The sequence below is a fragment of the Paenarthrobacter nitroguajacolicus genome (assembly GCF_029952445.1).
GTDB classification, from domain to species: Bacteria; Actinomycetota; Actinomycetes; order Actinomycetales; family Micrococcaceae; genus Arthrobacter; species Arthrobacter nitroguajacolicus_B.
Window position 1 is genome coordinate 63,956 of the sequence record NZ_JAQPPK010000013.1, and the last position, 16,661, is coordinate 80,616.

General features: G+C 62.6%; 15 protein-coding genes. 13 read left to right on the top strand and 2 right to left on the bottom strand.

What is annotated here, in order from left to right; all coding sequences use genetic code 11:
* Positions 1-81 precede the first annotated feature (81 nt).
* The 13 genes from PJL15_RS11350 to PJL15_RS11410 all read left to right on the top strand — a co-directional run bounded on the left by PJL15_RS11350 (position 82) and on the right by PJL15_RS11410 (position 14,794).
* Positions 82-1,458, top strand: a complete 1,377-nt coding sequence (locus tag PJL15_RS11350) for an FGGY-family carbohydrate kinase (protein WP_281451248.1) — start codon at positions 82-84, stop codon at positions 1,456-1,458.
* Positions 1,455-2,261, top strand: coding sequence for a DeoR/GlpR family DNA-binding transcription regulator (locus PJL15_RS11355; protein ID WP_281451249.1), 807 nt, complete (start codon positions 1,455-1,457; stop codon positions 2,259-2,261). Before PJL15_RS11350 ends, PJL15_RS11355 begins: the two co-directional genes overlap by 4 nt.
* Complete coding sequence (locus PJL15_RS11360; RefSeq protein WP_281451250.1) at positions 2,258-3,229, top strand: 1-phosphofructokinase family hexose kinase; 972 nt, start codon at positions 2,258-2,260, stop codon at positions 3,227-3,229. The genes PJL15_RS11355 and PJL15_RS11360 overlap by 4 nt, the downstream gene beginning before the upstream one ends.
* 87 nt (positions 3,230-3,316) lie before the next feature.
* On the top strand, positions 3,317-4,390 hold the full coding sequence (locus tag PJL15_RS11365; RefSeq protein WP_281451251.1) for a sugar ABC transporter substrate-binding protein: 1,074 nt from the start codon (positions 3,317-3,319) through the stop codon (positions 4,388-4,390).
* Between the two features lie 13 nt (positions 4,391-4,403).
* Positions 4,404-5,948 (top strand): sugar ABC transporter ATP-binding protein, encoded by a 1,545-nt coding sequence (locus tag PJL15_RS11370; protein WP_281451252.1) that lies wholly within the window; start codon positions 4,404-4,406, stop codon positions 5,946-5,948.
* Positions 5,949-5,981: 33 nt separating this feature from the next.
* The gene (locus PJL15_RS11375) at positions 5,982-7,106 is read left to right on the top strand and encodes an ABC transporter permease (RefSeq protein WP_281451253.1); all 1,125 of its coding nucleotides are present in this window, start codon (positions 5,982-5,984) and stop codon (positions 7,104-7,106) included.
* Positions 7,093-7,671 carry a gluconate 2-dehydrogenase subunit 3 family protein gene (locus PJL15_RS11380; protein WP_281451254.1) on the top strand — a complete coding sequence of 193 codons (579 nt, stop codon included), beginning with the start codon at positions 7,093-7,095 and terminating at the stop codon, positions 7,669-7,671. The genes PJL15_RS11375 and PJL15_RS11380 overlap by 14 nt, the downstream gene beginning before the upstream one ends.
* Positions 7,664-9,361 carry a GMC family oxidoreductase gene (locus tag PJL15_RS11385; RefSeq protein WP_281451255.1) on the top strand — a complete coding sequence of 566 codons (1,698 nt, stop codon included), beginning with the start codon at positions 7,664-7,666 and terminating at the stop codon, positions 9,359-9,361. The genes PJL15_RS11380 and PJL15_RS11385 overlap by 8 nt, the downstream gene beginning before the upstream one ends.
* A 90-nt stretch (positions 9,362-9,451) precedes the next feature.
* Positions 9,452-10,540: a nitrilase-related carbon-nitrogen hydrolase gene (locus tag PJL15_RS11390; RefSeq protein ID WP_281451256.1), complete on the top strand. Its 1,089-nt coding sequence runs from the start codon at positions 9,452-9,454 to the stop codon at positions 10,538-10,540.
* Between the two features lie 97 nt (positions 10,541-10,637).
* Positions 10,638-11,651 (top strand): alcohol dehydrogenase catalytic domain-containing protein, encoded by a 1,014-nt coding sequence (locus PJL15_RS11395; protein WP_281451257.1) that lies wholly within the window; start codon positions 10,638-10,640, stop codon positions 11,649-11,651.
* Positions 11,648-12,805 carry a Gfo/Idh/MocA family protein gene (locus tag PJL15_RS11400; protein WP_281451258.1) on the top strand — a complete coding sequence of 386 codons (1,158 nt, stop codon included), beginning with the start codon at positions 11,648-11,650 and terminating at the stop codon, positions 12,803-12,805. Before PJL15_RS11395 ends, PJL15_RS11400 begins: the two co-directional genes overlap by 4 nt.
* 25 nt (positions 12,806-12,830) lie before the next feature.
* A complete protein-coding gene (locus PJL15_RS11405) occupies positions 12,831-13,772 on the top strand; it encodes an aldo/keto reductase (protein ID WP_281451259.1) in 942 nt (313 codons plus the stop codon).
* Between the two features lie 215 nt (positions 13,773-13,987).
* Entirely contained in the window at positions 13,988-14,794 is an 807-nt protein-coding gene (locus PJL15_RS11410; protein ID WP_281451260.1) for a DeoR/GlpR family DNA-binding transcription regulator, read from the top strand.
* Here the strand turns inward: PJL15_RS11410 and PJL15_RS11415 are convergent.
* Positions 14,765-15,223, bottom strand: a complete 459-nt coding sequence (locus PJL15_RS11415) for a hypothetical protein (RefSeq protein WP_281451261.1) — start codon at positions 15,221-15,223, stop codon at positions 14,765-14,767. The two genes, PJL15_RS11410 and PJL15_RS11415, sit on opposite strands and share 30 nt — an antisense overlap.
* A gap of 254 nt (positions 15,224-15,477) precedes the next feature.
* Positions 15,478-16,497 (bottom strand): AraC family transcriptional regulator, encoded by a 1,020-nt coding sequence (locus PJL15_RS11420; protein ID WP_281451262.1) that lies wholly within the window; start codon positions 16,495-16,497, stop codon positions 15,478-15,480.
* Between the last annotated feature and the right edge of the window lie 164 nt (positions 16,498-16,661).

Here is a 16,661-nt window from a genome sequence, read left to right on the forward strand (position 1 = left end):
TGAATGTGAGCTTGACAACACCTCCAATGAAAAACAACAATATCCAATAACTTCCAATCAACCAACAGTCAGGACGCAAAGGTGCTTCTCGTAGGACTCGACATCGGCACGACGGCGGTCAAGGCCGTCGTCTTCGACGAGGACGGCACTGCCCTCGCCGAGGGACGGTCCGCGACTCCTTGGTCCTTCTCGAACGAGGGGACTCAACTGGAAGCCAGCGAGCTTCTCACGGCCGCTTCCGCGGCCCTGACCAAGGCTCTGTCCGCATCCCCGAGCGGTGCAGTCGCATCCATAGGCATCACCAGCATGGGTGAATCCGGCGTGCTGATCGGCCGGGATGGCCAAGCCTTGGGACCAGTTATCGCTTGGCATGACCGGCGGGATCTTGCCGAACTGGAAAACCTGCGCTCGGCAATCGCGGAGGACCTCTTTGCCTCCCGTACGGGCCTGCCACTGCGCGAGCAATGGTCCCTGACCAAGCACCGCTGGCTCCTGACCCACGTGCCGGAGACCCGGCGGGCCATGCTGCGTCTTAACATCGCGGAGTGGATGGCCTTCGCACTGGGAGGGGCTCCCGTCTCTGAACTCTCCTTGGCCTCCCGCACAGGCTGGATGGATCTCACTTCCCGCAACTGGTGGAGCGAAACCCTGGAATGGGCAGGGGTCGCTCAGGCTCTGATGCCCGAACATGCGGTGGCAGGGACCAACATCGGTACAGTGAGCGCCGGGGCGGGAATAAGCCGCCTCGCCGGAGCAGCAATCACAGTGGCGGGCCACGACCACCAAGCAGCCGTCGTTGGAGCGGGGGCCTACCTCCCCGGTGATGTCCTTGACTCCTGCGGAACCGCCGAAGCCCTGGTGCGGATCATTGACCCGGCCGTTTCCGAATCTGCGATGCTGGAGCTGACATCCGCCGGAATTACTGCGGGCTGGTCCGTCATCGATCAGAAGTGGACACTCCTGGGCGGAACCCAGGCCGGGCTGGTCCTCCGGAACGCCTTGAACATGCTTGGCCTGGACACCGCGGACATCGCCCGCCTTGACGCTGAGGCCTCCCATAGCGCCAGTCCCCTTTACGCCACGATCCACGCCGGGCAAGAACTCTTGCTCCACGGCTCCACGAATTCAAACAACCAGGCAGACATTTGGCGCGCTGCCCTGGGCGCCGTGACCCAACAGGCCCTGGACGTCCACTCCCGGATGACCCGGGCCGCCGGTACCCCCTCCCGGATGGTGGTCACGGGCGGCTGGTCCCTCAGCAGGGGACTCCTGGAGAACAAGGAAAAGGTGTTCGGCCCGCTGACGGTCTCGCCCGCCAAAGAAGCCGGAGCGCGGGGAGCGGCGCTTTTCGGAGGCCTCGCGGCCGGCATCTACCGATCCGTTGAAGAATTTCCGTCGGGCACAAGTCAGCACGCCCCTTCCCATACCGCCCACCAAAAAGAAGGGGCCGTGCAATGAACCCCTCCCCGGACCGCAATCAGGCCCGCTCGGATTCCCGCGTTCCTTTCCCGGAGCAGCGGCGCGGGCTCATCCTTGAGCGCCTCCGCACTGAAGGCCGCGCCGACGCGGCCGCCATCTCAGAGGAACTCGGCGTCACCGGTGAAACCTTGCGCAAGGACCTCATGGCCCTGGAGCAACTGGGCCTCCTGCGCCGGGTTCATGGCGGAGCCGTGCCAGTGGGACGACTGACCTACGAGCCGGCGGTATCGACGCGGACAGGCTTCCGTGACGAAAAGACCCGCATCGCCAAGGCGGCACTGCGACACCTGCCCAGCGGCGGTTCGTTGCTGCTCGACGCCGGATCCACAACAGGCAGGCTGGCCGCCATGTTTCCGTATGACAAGGAGTTGACCGTGTATACAAACACGCTCAGTATCGCCACCAGCCTTCTGGACCGACCGCTGCTCACGGTTCATACGCTCGGTGGCCGGGTCCGGCCGCTCACGGAGGCCGAAGTGGATGACTGGGCGTCCCGGTCGCTTGCCGAAATAAACGTCGATGTTGCCTTCCTCGGAGCGAACGCCATTTCGGTGGACCGGGGCCTCACTACCCCCGATCCTGCGGAAGCCGCAGTGAAAAGGCTCATGCTGCAGAGCGCCAGGCGGCGCATCCTCCTGGCCGATCACAGCAAATTCGGGTGCGTGAGCAACTGCAAACACGCAGACCTGGCTGACATCGACATCATCATCACCGACTCGGACCTTGACGACCGGGAGCTCAAAGCCATCCAGGCTGCAGGAGTGGAGGTGGAACTGGCATGATCGTGACCGTTTCACCGAATCCGAGCCTTGACCGCACCATGTCCATTGACCGGCTGGGCCACGGAGATGTTGTCCGTAGTCCCCGGAGTTACAACGAACCCAGCGGCAAAGGCGTCAACGTCGCCGTCGCGCTGCATGCGAACGCCATCGACGTCGTCACCGTCCTGCCCGCCGGCGGCTTTAACGGGGTGCAAGTTACCGGCATGCTTGCCGAACTGGGCGTCCCCCACATCGCGGTGCCGATCGCGGAGGAGATCCGAAGCAATGTCAGCCTGGTGGAACCTGACGCGACCGTCACCAAGATCAACGAGGTAGGCCCCACCTTGGACACTGCGGAGGCCACGTCCCTTGTCCGGGAAGCCTTGGGGCAGGTCAAGGCTCATGACTGGCTCGTCCTTTGCGGGACGCTGCCGGAGGGCCCGGTGGAACGGTTGTACATCGACCTCGTGAAGGGGGCCCACGGACGGACCGCCCGGGTGGCCGTCGACACTTCGGGAGAACCCCTGCGGACCGTCCTCCCGTATGGGCCGGACCTGGTCAAACCCAATGCCGGTGAGCTCGCGGAACTCACCGGCCGGGCGTTGGAGACCTTGGGTGACGTCGTTGACGCCGCCCAGGAAATTCGACGCCGGGGAGCCCGGGCCGTTCTGGCCAGCCTCGGATCAGACGGAGCGATCCTCCTCGACGATTCCGGATGCCTTTTCGGCCAGGCACAGGTTGACCGCGTCGTCAGCACCGTCGGCGCTGGGGATGCACTGCTTGCCGGCTTCCTCGCCGGCGGCGCAAACGGACGCCAAGCCCTTCACGAGGGATTGGCCTGGGCGGCGGCCGCCGTCCAAAACGAGGGCACTCTGTACCGCGGCTGCAAGCCGCAGATACGAGTGGACATCAGCGACGATCTCGACCGGAACCGAGCCCTCCAGGAACCCTGCACCGCAGCAGGCCTTCCGGCGGGGAGCATGGCCTAAGCCCCTCCTCCCCCCTGTCACCACACCTTAGCCTCGCGCTGCGAGGCCCATGCCTGGCTACACCCAACCCATTTTCGAAGGAGAACCATGATTACCAAGCGAACAGCGCGGCTCGCACTTGTCTCATCTCTCTCTGCTGCAACCCTGATCGGTCTCACGGCCTGTGGAGGCTCGGCACCGGCCAGCACGCCCTCAGAAGAGAAGGGCCTGATCGGCATTTCCATGCGGTTTATCGCCGGAAACTCCTGGCTGAGCACCATGTCCGACGGCGCCGTGAAGTCCGGAACCGCCAAGGGCTGGACCATGGAAGCCGTCGACGCCCAAGGCAGCGCCCAGACCCAGATCCAGCAAATGAGGACCTTCATCAACAAGGGCGCCAAGGCGATCATCATCGAACCGGTAGGCGACCGCAACGTTGCCAGCGGCATTGAAGCGGCGAAGGCCGCCGGCGTCCCTGTCATCGTGGTCAACGACCGTGTCTCGGAGGAACTCGCCAAAAAAGTGGCCTGCAACGTACACGACGACGGCGAAGCGACCGCCGAGTTGGTGGGCGAGAAGGCCGCGGCAGCCGCCGTCGCCAAGAAGGGCGAAAACTCCACCATCAACCTCTACATCCAGGCCCTGTTCCCGCAGGAGCTCGTCACAGAAAGCCGCGAAAACGGCTTCATGGCCGGCTGGAACAAGTACATGGAGCAGCACCCGACGGTGAAAACCAAGCGAATCCCCAACAACTACGGGGAAGCGCTGCCGGACAAAACACTGACTGCGATGCGAAACGTGCTTTCAGGAAACCCCGACATCGATGTGGTGTTCAACCAGACCGACGTCGTGATGCCGGCCGTGATCGAAGCTCTCAAGGGAGCAGGCCGCATGGACCAGAACGGCAAAACCGACGTCATCCTCGCCGGGTTCGACGGTGGAATGGACGTTATCAAATCGATGGCCAAGGATCCCGCCTCCCCCGTGGTTGCAGACGGCTTGAACCAGCCCGCGCTCCAGGCCGCGTACGCCGTGGACGAAGCGATCGCCGCTGTGACCGGCGCCCCTACCGGCAAGTGTGAAGGCTCCCCCGCTACCCGGATTCTGCCCGCCTTGGCCGTCACCCCGGAGAACGCCGGGCAGTACATCAGCGACGACCTCGCCTTCGCCGGCGCCGAATAGGCAGGACTTAATCATGACTGCACCCGCTGGGCCGAAGTTGCGCCCACTGATCTCCGTATCGGGAGTGTCCAAGGCCTACCCGGGAACCCAGGCCCTGGCAGGCGTGGACCTCGAAGTCATGCCCGGGGAAATCCACGGAATCGCCGGACAGAACGGCGCCGGGAAATCCACCCTCGTGCGGATCCTCTCCGGGGTCGAGAAGCCTGATTCCGGCCGTGTCCTGATTGACGGGGAGTCCGTCACGCTGGATAACCCGCAGGCGGCCCAGCGGGCGCGGATCATGACCGTCCACCAGGAACTTAGCCTTGTCCCCCACCTCTCCGTCGCGGAAAACATCTACGTCGGAGAACTGCCCCGCACCACCGTAGGCACCGTCCACTGGTCCAAGGTCCGCAACCAGGCCCGGGAACAACTGCTGCGACTGGGGTTCAACATCGACGTCCGGGCCACCGTGGCGTCCCTGCCGATCGCCCACCGGCAGGCCGTGGAAATTGCCAAGGCCCTTACTCGGGATGCCCGGGTACTCATCCTCGATGAGCCCACTGCTACCCTGCCCAGACACGATGTAAACCAACTGTTCGACCTGCTGAACCAACTCAAGAAACTCGGCCTGGCCATCATCTATATCTCGCACCACTTCGACGAGATGTACGCGATCTGCGACCGGATCTCCGTCTTTCGCGATGGCCAGCGCGTGGCGCTTCACGACAGCGACGAAAAGCAGCATGACGCCATCCTGCAGTCCATGCTCGGGGGAATCAGCCCTGAACGGTCAGCCAAGCTTCAGGTGGGACCAGGAGACCTGCCAAGGCTCGGCACTGGCCGGACCGCTGGCGAGGTAGCGCTGTCAGTACGCGGCCTCCGAGATGGCCACGACCTGCACGGTGTAGATCTGGACCTTCACAAAGGAGAGGTGCTCGGCATAGCAGGACTCTCCGGTAACGGCCAAAGCCAGCTTGCCGCCGCCCTGTTCGGTGCCGAGAAGTCCCAGCACGAGCACTTCCTGGTCAACGGGCGCGAGCGCCGCAGACAGGATCCGGCACATTCGATCGCCCTGGGCATCGGTCTCCTCCCCGAGGAACGCAAGACGCAGGGGCTGATCCTTGGCATGTCCATCACCCGCAACATCACCATGGCCTCTCTGCCGCGATTCTCACCCGGATACTTCCTCAGCAAGAGCAAAGAACATGAAGCGGCCGTAACCATGCGTGACGCCCTGGCGATCAAGACCGCACACGTCGGCGAAGCAGTGGGGAATCTCAGCGGCGGCAACCAGCAAAAGGTCGCGCTTGCGAAATGGCTGGTCAGCGGCGTCAGCACACTGATCATCGTCGAACCCACCCGGGGCGTGGACGTCGGGGCAAAACTCGAAATCTACGAACTCATCCGCACATTTTCTGACCAGGGCGGGAGCATCATCCTGATCACGTCCGAAATCGACGAGGCACTGATGTGTGACCGGGTGCTCATCCTCAGTCGGGGCCGGACCGTCGGCACCGTAAGCCGCAGCGAAATCGAGCAGCGCGGGGAGGCCGCGATCCTCGACCGCTTCAACTGACATACCGCAAACCAAACAATGGAGTTCAAACCCGTGGCTACCAATACCACTCCCCCGCCGACAGCACGGAAACCGTTCCAGAGTCTGCCGGGCACCATTACCTCGCTCCGCACGTTCGTCTCTTCGCTCGGCTCCAAGGGATACCTGCTGGCCGTGGGCGCCATCGTCCTTCTGGTCGGTAGCGCCCTCTCCCAGCACTTCATGACCTCACGGAACCTCATATCGGTCCTGATCACCGCTTCTGTGGTGTCCATCCTTGCCGTCGGACAGTACCTCGTCATTGTCACCGGTGGCATCGACCTCTCGGTAGGCGCTGTTGCGGCGGTGTCATCGGTGATAGTCGGTCTGGCCCTTCAACAGGGCACACCTTGGCCAGTCGCCCTCCTCCTGGCGCTCCTCACTGCCGGGCTGATCGGAATATTCAATGGCCTCATGATCGTCTACGGCGGCATCACGCCATTCATCGTCACGCTTGCAATGATGAGCATCGCCAGGGGCGTGGCCTACATGCTCCAGACGGGCAGGCAGGTAGCCATCGAAGACCAAGGTTTTCTCGCGGCCTTCACCGCCAACCTCGGCCCGATGCCCGCACCGGTCATGATCGCCCTGTTGGTGACCATCGTCTTCGCGGTGGTCATGGCCCAGACACGCTTCGGTCGAAGGCTGTTCGCCTTGGGTGGGAACGCAGAAGCGGCCCGGCTGTCCGGGCTTCCCATCAAGCGGGACATCATCGGCGCTTACTGCCTGTCCTCCCTTCTGGCCGGTCTGGGCGGCGTGATGATCGCCGCTCAGCTCACCGAGGGGAGCGCCATCATCGGTGAGGGCTACGAGCTCAACGCAATTGCCGCCGTCGTGGTTGGCGGTGCCTCACTCTTCGGCGGTACCGGCGACCCTATTAGCGCCGTCCTGGGAGGCCTGATCATTGCGGTGATCCTGAACATCATGGACCTGCTGGGCATCCAGGCCCAGCCCCAACTGATCGTCAAGGGCGCTGTAATCCTCCTGGCGGTCCTGTTTACCAGTGGGGTGGGTAACAAACTGCCCGGGGCCCTACGAAAAGTTCTCTTCCAGCAGCGCTACACAGGCCTGCCCGCACATGAAACACCGGCAGGCGCTGAGACTGCAAACCAGAAGGAGGACGCGAATGCCCGCCGCTAACGAGGCCACGAAAGTGCGTTGGGTTTTCCTCACGGAAACTGAAGCCGAAACCGTTGACGCGGTCTGCGCACGCATCTTTCCCAGCGGAGACGGAAAGCCCGGCGCCAGGGAAACCAAGGTCATCAACTACATAGACAGGACCGTAGCTGACGAGGACGAGGCTCTGCGCCGTTGCTACCGGGACGGAGTTACGGCCCTGAATGCCCTCACATCCGAGCTCTACGGGCAACGGTTCGCGGAGCTGTCCGACGAACGCAAAGACCAGGTGCTGGAGCGCATCGAGGCCAATTCAGCGGTTGAATCCACGGGCGCCCCGCAGGGTCCCGAGGACGAAGGCCTTCTGGCAACGTTCTTTGCGCTCGTCTGGGAGCACACCATCCAGGGCATGTTCTGCGATCCGCAATACGGCGGCAACCACGAGGCCCTGGGGTGGCAATTGGTCGGCTTCCCGGGAGCCCAGTGGGGCTACAACGCCGAGCAAATGCGGCCCGGTTTCGATTCCAAGACCATCCCCATCAAGACCCTTGAAGATCTACGTAGAGAGTTGAGGCGCGCAGATGACTGAGACTGCAGAGGCCATCGTCGTCGGACTGGGAGCATCCGGCGGGATCATCGCCGAACAGCTGACCAAGGCCGGGATCCGGGTGCTGGCCCTGGACAAGGGTCCCGTGCACACAACCGAGGAATTCACCTTCAAGCAGGATGAAGTCAAGTACTACTCCCGCGGCTCCCTCGTCCCGCAACTGGCAACCGACCCCGTCACTTGGCGGCCGGACGAGAAGTCCACGGCCCGCCTGCTCCCCTGGGCCGCCGGGGTACGGGGAAACAGCGAACCCCTACACCTGCCGCCTTCCATAGGTCCGGGCGGCGGAACCCTGCACTGGGGCGGCGCCTCATGGCGCCACCGGGACTCGGACTTTCGGATGAAATCCCTGATCGAAGAACGGTTTGGATCCGATGCCCTGGATGAGGACTCCACCATGGTGGACTGGCCCATCGGCTACGAGGACCTCGAACCCTACTACGACCGCGTGGAGTGGGAACTTGGAGTCTCGGGCCGGGCAGGCAACATCAAGGGTGCGCCGGACCCGGAGGGCAACCCGTACGAATCCCCCCGTGAGCGGGGCTTCCCAATGCCCCCGCTACGCACTGCCGCGGCCGACGACCGGTTCAAGGCGGCCTGCCAGCGCCTGGGATACCGTCCCTTCCAGCAGCCGGCGGCCGTGGCATCAACGGACTACAAGTCGCTCAAAGGCTGCGAGTACTGCGGTTTCTGCCACGGCTTCCTCTGCCACGTCAACGCCAAGCAGTCGAGCCGCATCACCTCAGTCGAGGCAGCGTTGCAGACAGGCAACCTTGAAATCCGCTCCAACTCGCGGGCCTTCAGGCTGGATCGTGACGCCTCCGGACGCCGGATCACCGGAGTTTCATACTTCGATGCCGAGGGCAACGTCCACCAAGTGCGATCCAACCTGGTGGTAGTGGCTTGCTACGCCCTGGAAAACAGCCGCCTGCTGCTCGCCTCCGGCATCAACGCCAACGGACAAGTGGGCCGGAACTTCATGACGCACAGTTTCGGCTGGTGCAGTGTGGTCCTGCCGGAGTTCAGCAACCCCTTCATGGCACCCTTGGTTGCCGCCAGTGTTGTGGACGACCTGAACTGCGACGGAGTGCCTGACAACAATGAAGGTGTGCTGTGGGGATCGGTCCTCACCAGCATTCCCGGGGATCTCCAACCCATTGAGGCTGCCCACAACCTTCCGCCCGGCATGCGCCGCTGGGGCCAGGGATTCAAGGATTGGTTCTCCGAGAACTACCGCCGCCTCATGGGCATCCACAACCAAGTGCCCAGCTTCCCATCCAAGAAGTACTACTGCGACCTTGATCCGGTAGTGAAGGACAAGTTCGGCCAGCCGGCCCTGCGCATCACGCATGACTGGTCAGAGCATGACCTAGCCGCCCTGCGGTACTTCGAGAAGGTCAAGCGCGCCATCGCCGAGGAAATGGGCGCCACGCAGTTCTGGTCGGAACCAACACCCCCGGCCTACCACCTGTCCACCCACGAGGTGGGAACACACCGGATGGGCGAGAATCCCGCGGATTCCGTCGTCGACATTTTCGGTGAGTCCCACGAATGCAAGGGTCTGTACGTCGTGGGAGGCGGCCAGTTCCCCACCCTGTCCGGATACAACCCGACCCAGACCCTGCAGGCGTTGGCCTATCTGAGCGCCGACCACATCCTCGAGAAAGTCTGACCCGGCCGTACCGGCCTCCCTGACCACCCCGAAAGAACACCCGCTGCCTGATCCCCAGGTGGCGCTGCGAAAAAGAAAGAGAAACAACAAATGGTTGACCCGTATGCCGTCGTGGCATTGTCCAACACCGTCCACACCATCAAGAAGCGCGAAGACGCCATCGAAAACACCAAGCGGATCTGTGACTTCATGGACCCGGCCGTTATGGTGGCGGCAACCGATGGTGCGCCCGTGAAGCTCGTTGTCCTGCCGGAAATGGCCATCCAGGGCATGCTTCCGGACTTCAAGGCCGGTAACCGCGAGGCCCACGAAGCCTTCGCTATGACCATCCCGGGCCCGGAAACAGAGATCCTCGGGCAGAAGGCCCGCCAGCTCAACACCTACATCGCCGCGGAACTCTACTTGGTCCGCGACGATGACTTCCCCGGCCACCTCTTCAACGTAGCCTTCATCATCGACCCCAACGGCGACGTCATCTACAAGCGCTACAAGTCCACCTCCGACGCTTACGAAGGCGGCGCCCTGGGCACCACCAACCCGCACGACATCTGGGATGAATTCATTCAGAAGCGCGGCAACGGCAGCCTTCTGGATGCCTTCTTCCCGGTCGCCAAGACCGAGATTGGCAACATCGGATACATCATCTGCCACGAAGGTGCCTACCCGGAGACCTCACGTGGCCTTGCGATGAACGGAGCCGAACTCATCATCCGCGGCACGCTCATCGAACCGCAGGTCGGAATGGGTATGTGGGAGCTGCAGAACCGCGCCCACGCCATGTTCAACCAGGCCGTGGTGATCGCCCCGAACCTTGGACCACAGCGCAATGACGATGGCAGCCTCTTCGATCTCTTCGGCGGGCAGTCGATGATTGTTGACCACAAGGGCCGGGTGCTGGTGAAGAACGAGGGCGTCAGCGGCGGTGACTCCTTCGTAAGCACCGTAGTCGACTTGGAGGCGCTGCGACGTTCCCGGGCCGCCAACGGCGTCACCAACTGGTTCAAGGATCTGCGCACCGAGATGTACGCCGGGATCTACGAACAGCCGATTTACCAGAAGAACCAATACCTCAACGAGCTTCCGGCCGAAGGCTGGCTTGCCCGCGAGGCCAAGCGCCGTGGCATGAACATCCAGAACCTCATGGAACGCGGACTCCTCACCGCGCCGTCGAGCAACTAGCCACAACTCCCTGCAGAGGGAGAACCATGCGGGCGTCCGGCCCACGCCGGACGCCCGCTACTCCAACACAAAGACTGAAAGTTCGAAAGGTAGACGCATGTACGCCGCCCTCCTCCGGGCCCCCGGCCCCATCGAGAACCATCCGCTGGAGTACAGCGAGGTCGCCGAACCCGTTCCGGGACCCGGAGAAGTTGCGATCAGTGTGCTCGCTTGCGGGGTCTGCCGGTCCAACCTGCACATGATCGAAGGTGACTGGTTGCCGGGCACCCCCGCCGCGCTGCCCATCATCCCGGGCCATGAGGTCATCGGCCGGGTTAAGGCCCTGGGTCCCGGCGTGTCCAATCTCGCGGTAGGCGACCGGATCGGCGTCCAACCCATCTGGTCCACTTGTGGCCGCTGTGAACACTGCGTCGGTGGCCATGAACAGCGTTGTCGACGGCGCCAAATCACCGGCGAGACGCGCGACGGCGGTTACGCCGAAGTCATGCTGGCCAAGGCCAACTTCGCGTGCAAGATCCCCGATTCCCTGTCCGATACCGAAGCTGCGCCGCTACTGTGCCCTGGCATCACTGCCTACGGCGCCCTTAAAAAGGCACGCCTGCGCCCCGGTCGGAACGTGGCCGTATTCGGCGTCGGCGGAGTTGGCCATCTGGCACTGCAAATGGCCGCCATCACAGGCGCCCGCGTCAACGCCGTATCCCGCAGCCCCAAAGCCCGTGCCCTCGCTGAACAACTTGGCGCCCATGGAAGCTATGTGCCTTCCGGCGGCGAAGGGGGTTTAGTGCTCCGGGAGGGATCGCAGGACGCCGCCATCGTCTTCGCCCCGTCGGACAAGACCGTGGCCGAAGCGCTGCGCGTCATCAGGCCTGGGGGCCGCGTCGTCCTCGGCGTGTCACAATCCGTGGGCGTCATGGACATCGGTGACGAGAAAACCATTGTGGGAACGGTCCTGGGAACCCGTCAGGACATGGCGGACGTACTGGACTTGGCAGTGGACGGCAAACTCCATGCCGTCCACGAAGACTTCCCCCTCAGCGAGGCCAACCTGGTTCTGCAGAAGCTGAAGAACGGTCAGTTGCAGGGTCGGGCAGTATTGGTCCCGGGGGCATGAACGCCATGACGGGCCGGGGACCGCATCGTTTCATTATTGTCGGCAGGGGCTGGCGTGCGGATTTCTACCTTCGTATCGCCCGACGCCTTCCTCACCTCTTCTCCTGTGTCGGCGCCGTCACCCGCACGGCAGAAGGCGGGATGGAGATGGAACAGCACTGGGGCATTCCCACTTATCGCACCATCGAGCATGCAGTAAGCGACCTCCACCCGGAGCTTGCAGTCACCTGCGTCCCCCGGGAGGCCAATCCGGACGTTATCCGTGCGCTCATTGGACTGAACATTCCTGTCCTTTCGGAAACACCACCCGCCGCAGATCTCCCGTCCCTGCGCGCGCTGTGGCACGACGTGGGAGCCACCGGGCTGGTACAGGTCGCAGAGCAGCACCCATATCTTCCCGTCTTCCAGGCCGTCCGTTGCCTCCTTGACTCCGGAAAATTCGGGGAGGTCAGCTCCGCGACAATATCGTGGACGCACGACTACCACGCCATCGCCGTACTGCGCTCGGTGCTGGCTCTGGGACACGGGCAGGTTCAGATTCTGGCGACGTCCCAACCGACCGCACTCATGGGCGGACCGGACCGGCAGGGCAAACCGGATCGAACGAAGCTTGAGGACGTTAATGCCACGTTTGCACTCTTGAGCTCAGGCTCGAAAACAGGTTTGTACGACTTCACCGACACCCAGTGGTTCAACCCGCTGCGGGGGCGCCACTTCCAACTCCGGGGAAGCCACGCCGAACTCACGGGCAACCGGCTCACCTGGTTGAACAACGACGGCGACCCAGTCAGCGCGTCCGTCGAACGGCGCCAGTACGGTGTTGACGGAAACCTCGAAGGATTCGATCTGGACACCCTCAGCGCAGCCGGAGAAATGCTTTATGTGAATCCGTTTCGCGGAGCCCGGCTCTCCGACGAGGAGATCGCCATGGCCACCTGCCTCAGCAACACACTCCCGGAAAACCGCCATCTGGGCTACTCCCTCGCGGACGCCTGCCAAGATCATTACCTTTCGCTCCTCATCCATGAAGCAGCTGGCTCCGGGGGGACAACCAACTCCACGTCACAGCCATGGCAGATCCCAGCCAATAACGCCCCCACCGTACATCAGCCAGGACCAACAGGCCCCTTCAAGGGCCTGGAAGCAACCAGATAACACCGACTCGAAGGAACCACACAACATGCAAAACCGCACCCTGGGACGCACCGGGCTCTCTGTCTCCTCCGTTTGCGTGGGAACAAGTGCCTTGGGCAGCCACCCCACCCAGTACGGCTACGAGGTCAGCCACGAAACAGCAGTACAGACCATCCGCAGGGTGTTCGAAGGACCGTTCAACTTCATCGACACTTCCAACGAATACGGCCACGGCGGAGACAGCGAACGCCGGATCGGCGAAGCCATCAAGGAAGTTGGTGGCCTGCCCGAGGGCACTGTCCTCGCCACCAAGGTGGATCCGATCGTCGGCACCACTGACTTCTCGGGTGACCGCGTACGCAAGTCCGTCGAGGAAAGTCTTGAACGCCTGGGATTGGACACGCTGCAGCTGGTCTATTTTCACGATCCCGAAAAGATCTCATTCGAGGAAGGAACAGAGGCCGGTGGTCCCCTTGAAGCTCTCGTGGATTTGAAGAATCAGGGCGTCATTCAGCACTTGGGTGTCGCTGGCGGCCCCATTGACCTCGAATTGAAGTACCTGGCCACCGACGCCTTTGATGTGGTCATCAGCCACAACCGCTACACCCTCGTCGACCAGACCGCTGAACCCCTGATCCAAGACGCGGCGGCCCGTGGCGTTGCCTTCGTAAATGCCGCACCGTTCGGCGGTGGCATGCTGGTCAAGGGGCCGGACGCAGTCCCCAACTACTGCTACCGCCCAGCCAGCCAGGCGATCGTGGAAAGGGTCCGGAAGATGGAACAGCTGTGCAAGGCATACGACGTGCCGCTGGCTGCTGCGGCGCTCCAGTTCTCCACCAGGGACTCCCGCGTGGCATCTACCATCGTAGGCATGTCCGAGCCCCGCCGGGTTGCCCAAACCGCGGACCTTGCCGAGTGGGACATTCCCGCGGAACTGTGGGATCAGTTGCTCCCGCTGGCCCACGCCGGATCCGGCGAACTGGGATAAGCGCCGACCTGCCCAAAGCAGTGTGGATGCCTCCGCTAAATTCCTAGGGAATCGGGTGGAGGCATTCGCGCGCCAACGGTTGCGTCCGGCGACTGTAACGCATGCGTGCCGGTCAATACTGCCGGCCCGCTTTCCGAATTCTCGTCGGCTAGGATTTCATGACACCGTTAGGGAGGTATCAGCAAGACGGCTGAACCGCTCAGCAGGAGGTAACCGTGACCCCAGCCGCAAGACAAGTAAGCGGGCGCCCGGACACGCGCGCTCCCTATGCGGACCAAAGAAGAGAATTTATCCTTTCCACGCTCCGGACCAGCGGCCGGGCGGATGCCGCGGACATCGCCCTGGAACTTGGTGTCACGAACGAAACCGTCCGCAAGGACCTTGTTGCCCTTGAGCAACTCGGCCTCCTCCGCCGGGTCCACGGAGGTGCCATTCCCGTGGGGCGCATCACGTACGAGCCTCCAGTAGCCGCGAGAACGGCCCGCGTCGAGGAAAAAGAACGCATAGCGCGGGCGGCCCTCCGGCACCTTCCAAACAATGGTTCAGTTCTCATGGATGGTGGATCCACCACCGCGAAGCTGGCCGAAATACTGCCACGTGACCGTGCCTTGAGGGTCTACACCAATACCCTCTCCATTGCCGTGGCACTCATGGACGCCCCCTTGCTGACCGTCTACACACTGGGGGGCCGCGTCCGCCCGGTTACCTCTGCGGAAGTGGACGATTGGGCGGCCAGGGCATTGGCGGAAATCAATGTTGACGTTGCATTCCTTGGGACAACCGCTGTTTCCCTCGACCGCGGCCTCACCACCAACGATGCTTCCGAAGCGGCAGTCAAGCGACTCATGCACGCGAGTGCGCGGCAGAGCATTCTGCTGGCCGACCACAGCAAGTTCGGCAAGGTCAGCAATTGCAAACATGCAGAGCTGACGGACATGGACCTTGTCATTACAGATGACGGCCTCGACCCCCGGATGCTGACGTCATTGCGTTCAACAGGCCTCGAGGTGGAGCTGGTCTGATCGCTCCCTCCGGCTGAGAGTTCCCTTGGTCACTTGGACGCCGGAGTGGGTGGTTGCTCCGTTCTGAATGGCGAAAGCCGTTGTGGCTCTGCTGTGCGTCCAACCACTGAAGCACCAAGCCGGAAATCGTCCCCGCACAATGTTGGTTCCGTCCAGGGAACCTACGGGTCCGTGGTCAGCCTGCCAGTGGCCCCTGAAATCGTAGGTTAAGGCGCCTGTTGGTACGCCGTCGTGGAACTCGATGCAGCAGTGCCGAATATCCGTGCGGCTCCCCACGGACATCTCGACACCCACGATGAAGGCCCCCGTGCACGGAAGCTTTCCGTCGTACTCGAACTCGAGAAGGCAGTCGGGACCCGACTTGGCAATGGATGCCCTGAGGAGCCGGGGCGAGTGCAGGCAGATTTGGTCGTTGGCATGAGTACACATGGTGACTCCTCGTACACGGGGTCCGTCTGGCTTGCGCTGGACCCCAACGGCTGGGAACCGATTCCTGCTGTGTGCTCACCCCATCATCGCCGGCGGAAATCGACTGAAACCTATCACCAGCCGGAGTTCACCGTGAAGGCCCGGAAACGCCTCCAAACGCCAAAGCGTCAATAAGCGCCGGGAATGGACCCGAAAGTATCAAAGAGTGCAACACCAGCAATCTTGTGAAGTTCAGACGCCGCGCTGGGGCAGGTTCAAAGAGACAACGATTCCCGCAGCTTGGCGATGCTCGTGCGCGCCAATGACTCGTGCTGACGGGCGTCCCTGATGGTGAGTCCCGTAGTCTCCTTCAAGGCCCGGCGCATTGACTGGAGACTTGAGAAACCGCTGGCGTTCGCAATGTCGGTCAAGGGCATTTTCCTGGCGGCGGGATCTGTGAGAAGCTGCAGCGCCATCACCGTCCTCAGCATCCGGACATAGCTGGATAAGGACATGGCCTCATTCTCGAAGTGGTGGAAGAGGGTTCGGCGGGAGATCTTAAAATGCGTTGCAATCCCGTCGGGGTCCAAATCCCGGTTCCGAAAATTGGCTTTCACGTACTGCCTTATCGCCAGTCGCCTCCCGGGCTCGAGGAGTGAACCATCAGCCGGTACTTGGAGCAGCGAACTGACCAAAGCCGCGACCACAGACTTAAGGATGTCGGCCACACCTGCGGCCTCGCTGCCAAGGCCGGGTTGTTTCCAGTTCACCAAGGACGGCACTACGAAGCCCTTCACCAGCGGGTGGTCGCTCAGATCCTGCTGCCGGAGCAAGCGCGAGTAGGACCGCTCGTCAAGATCGAGTCGTGACCGGTTGATGTTGACCTGGAACGCATGCAACCCTGCCGGCGCTTCAAAGCCACCATTGCGTGCAACATCGAGGAAGCCCACGTAGCCCGTCTGGACCGGCAAGGCTTCAGGAGCGCAAAGTGTCACTGAGGGGGCGTGCCTGAAATACACCAGCCTCACATCATGCGAGCTTGGATTCCCGCTCCAAAACCCCGCCACGGGCTCGTTCCGAACCTCGATAAGGCTGACATCAGGAACCCCGAAAGTCGCAGCGGTCGGGCTAAAGGAGGGACCGGGCTGCCCGCCCTGCCTCTCGAGCCTCATAGGGGTTTCCACTGCACTTCCGTACCAATGGCGCCAGTGATCGAACTTCTGCTCCGCCGTCAGATCCTGGGGTACGTGGTACTGCGTCAGTCGGCCTTCACCGTCAGCCTGAAGGGCGGTCACGGCGCAGCCTCTGCCCCGCCCGGACGGGATGGCCACGTCCGCAGCTTAAAGCTGAATGATCTTCTGATAATGAGTCTCCGCAGATGAAGGATTCGAACCCTTACTCCCAGGCCCCACGCCGCCTGGACATAGGCCTATTTTATTCGGCCTTGCCGCGCCCGGCC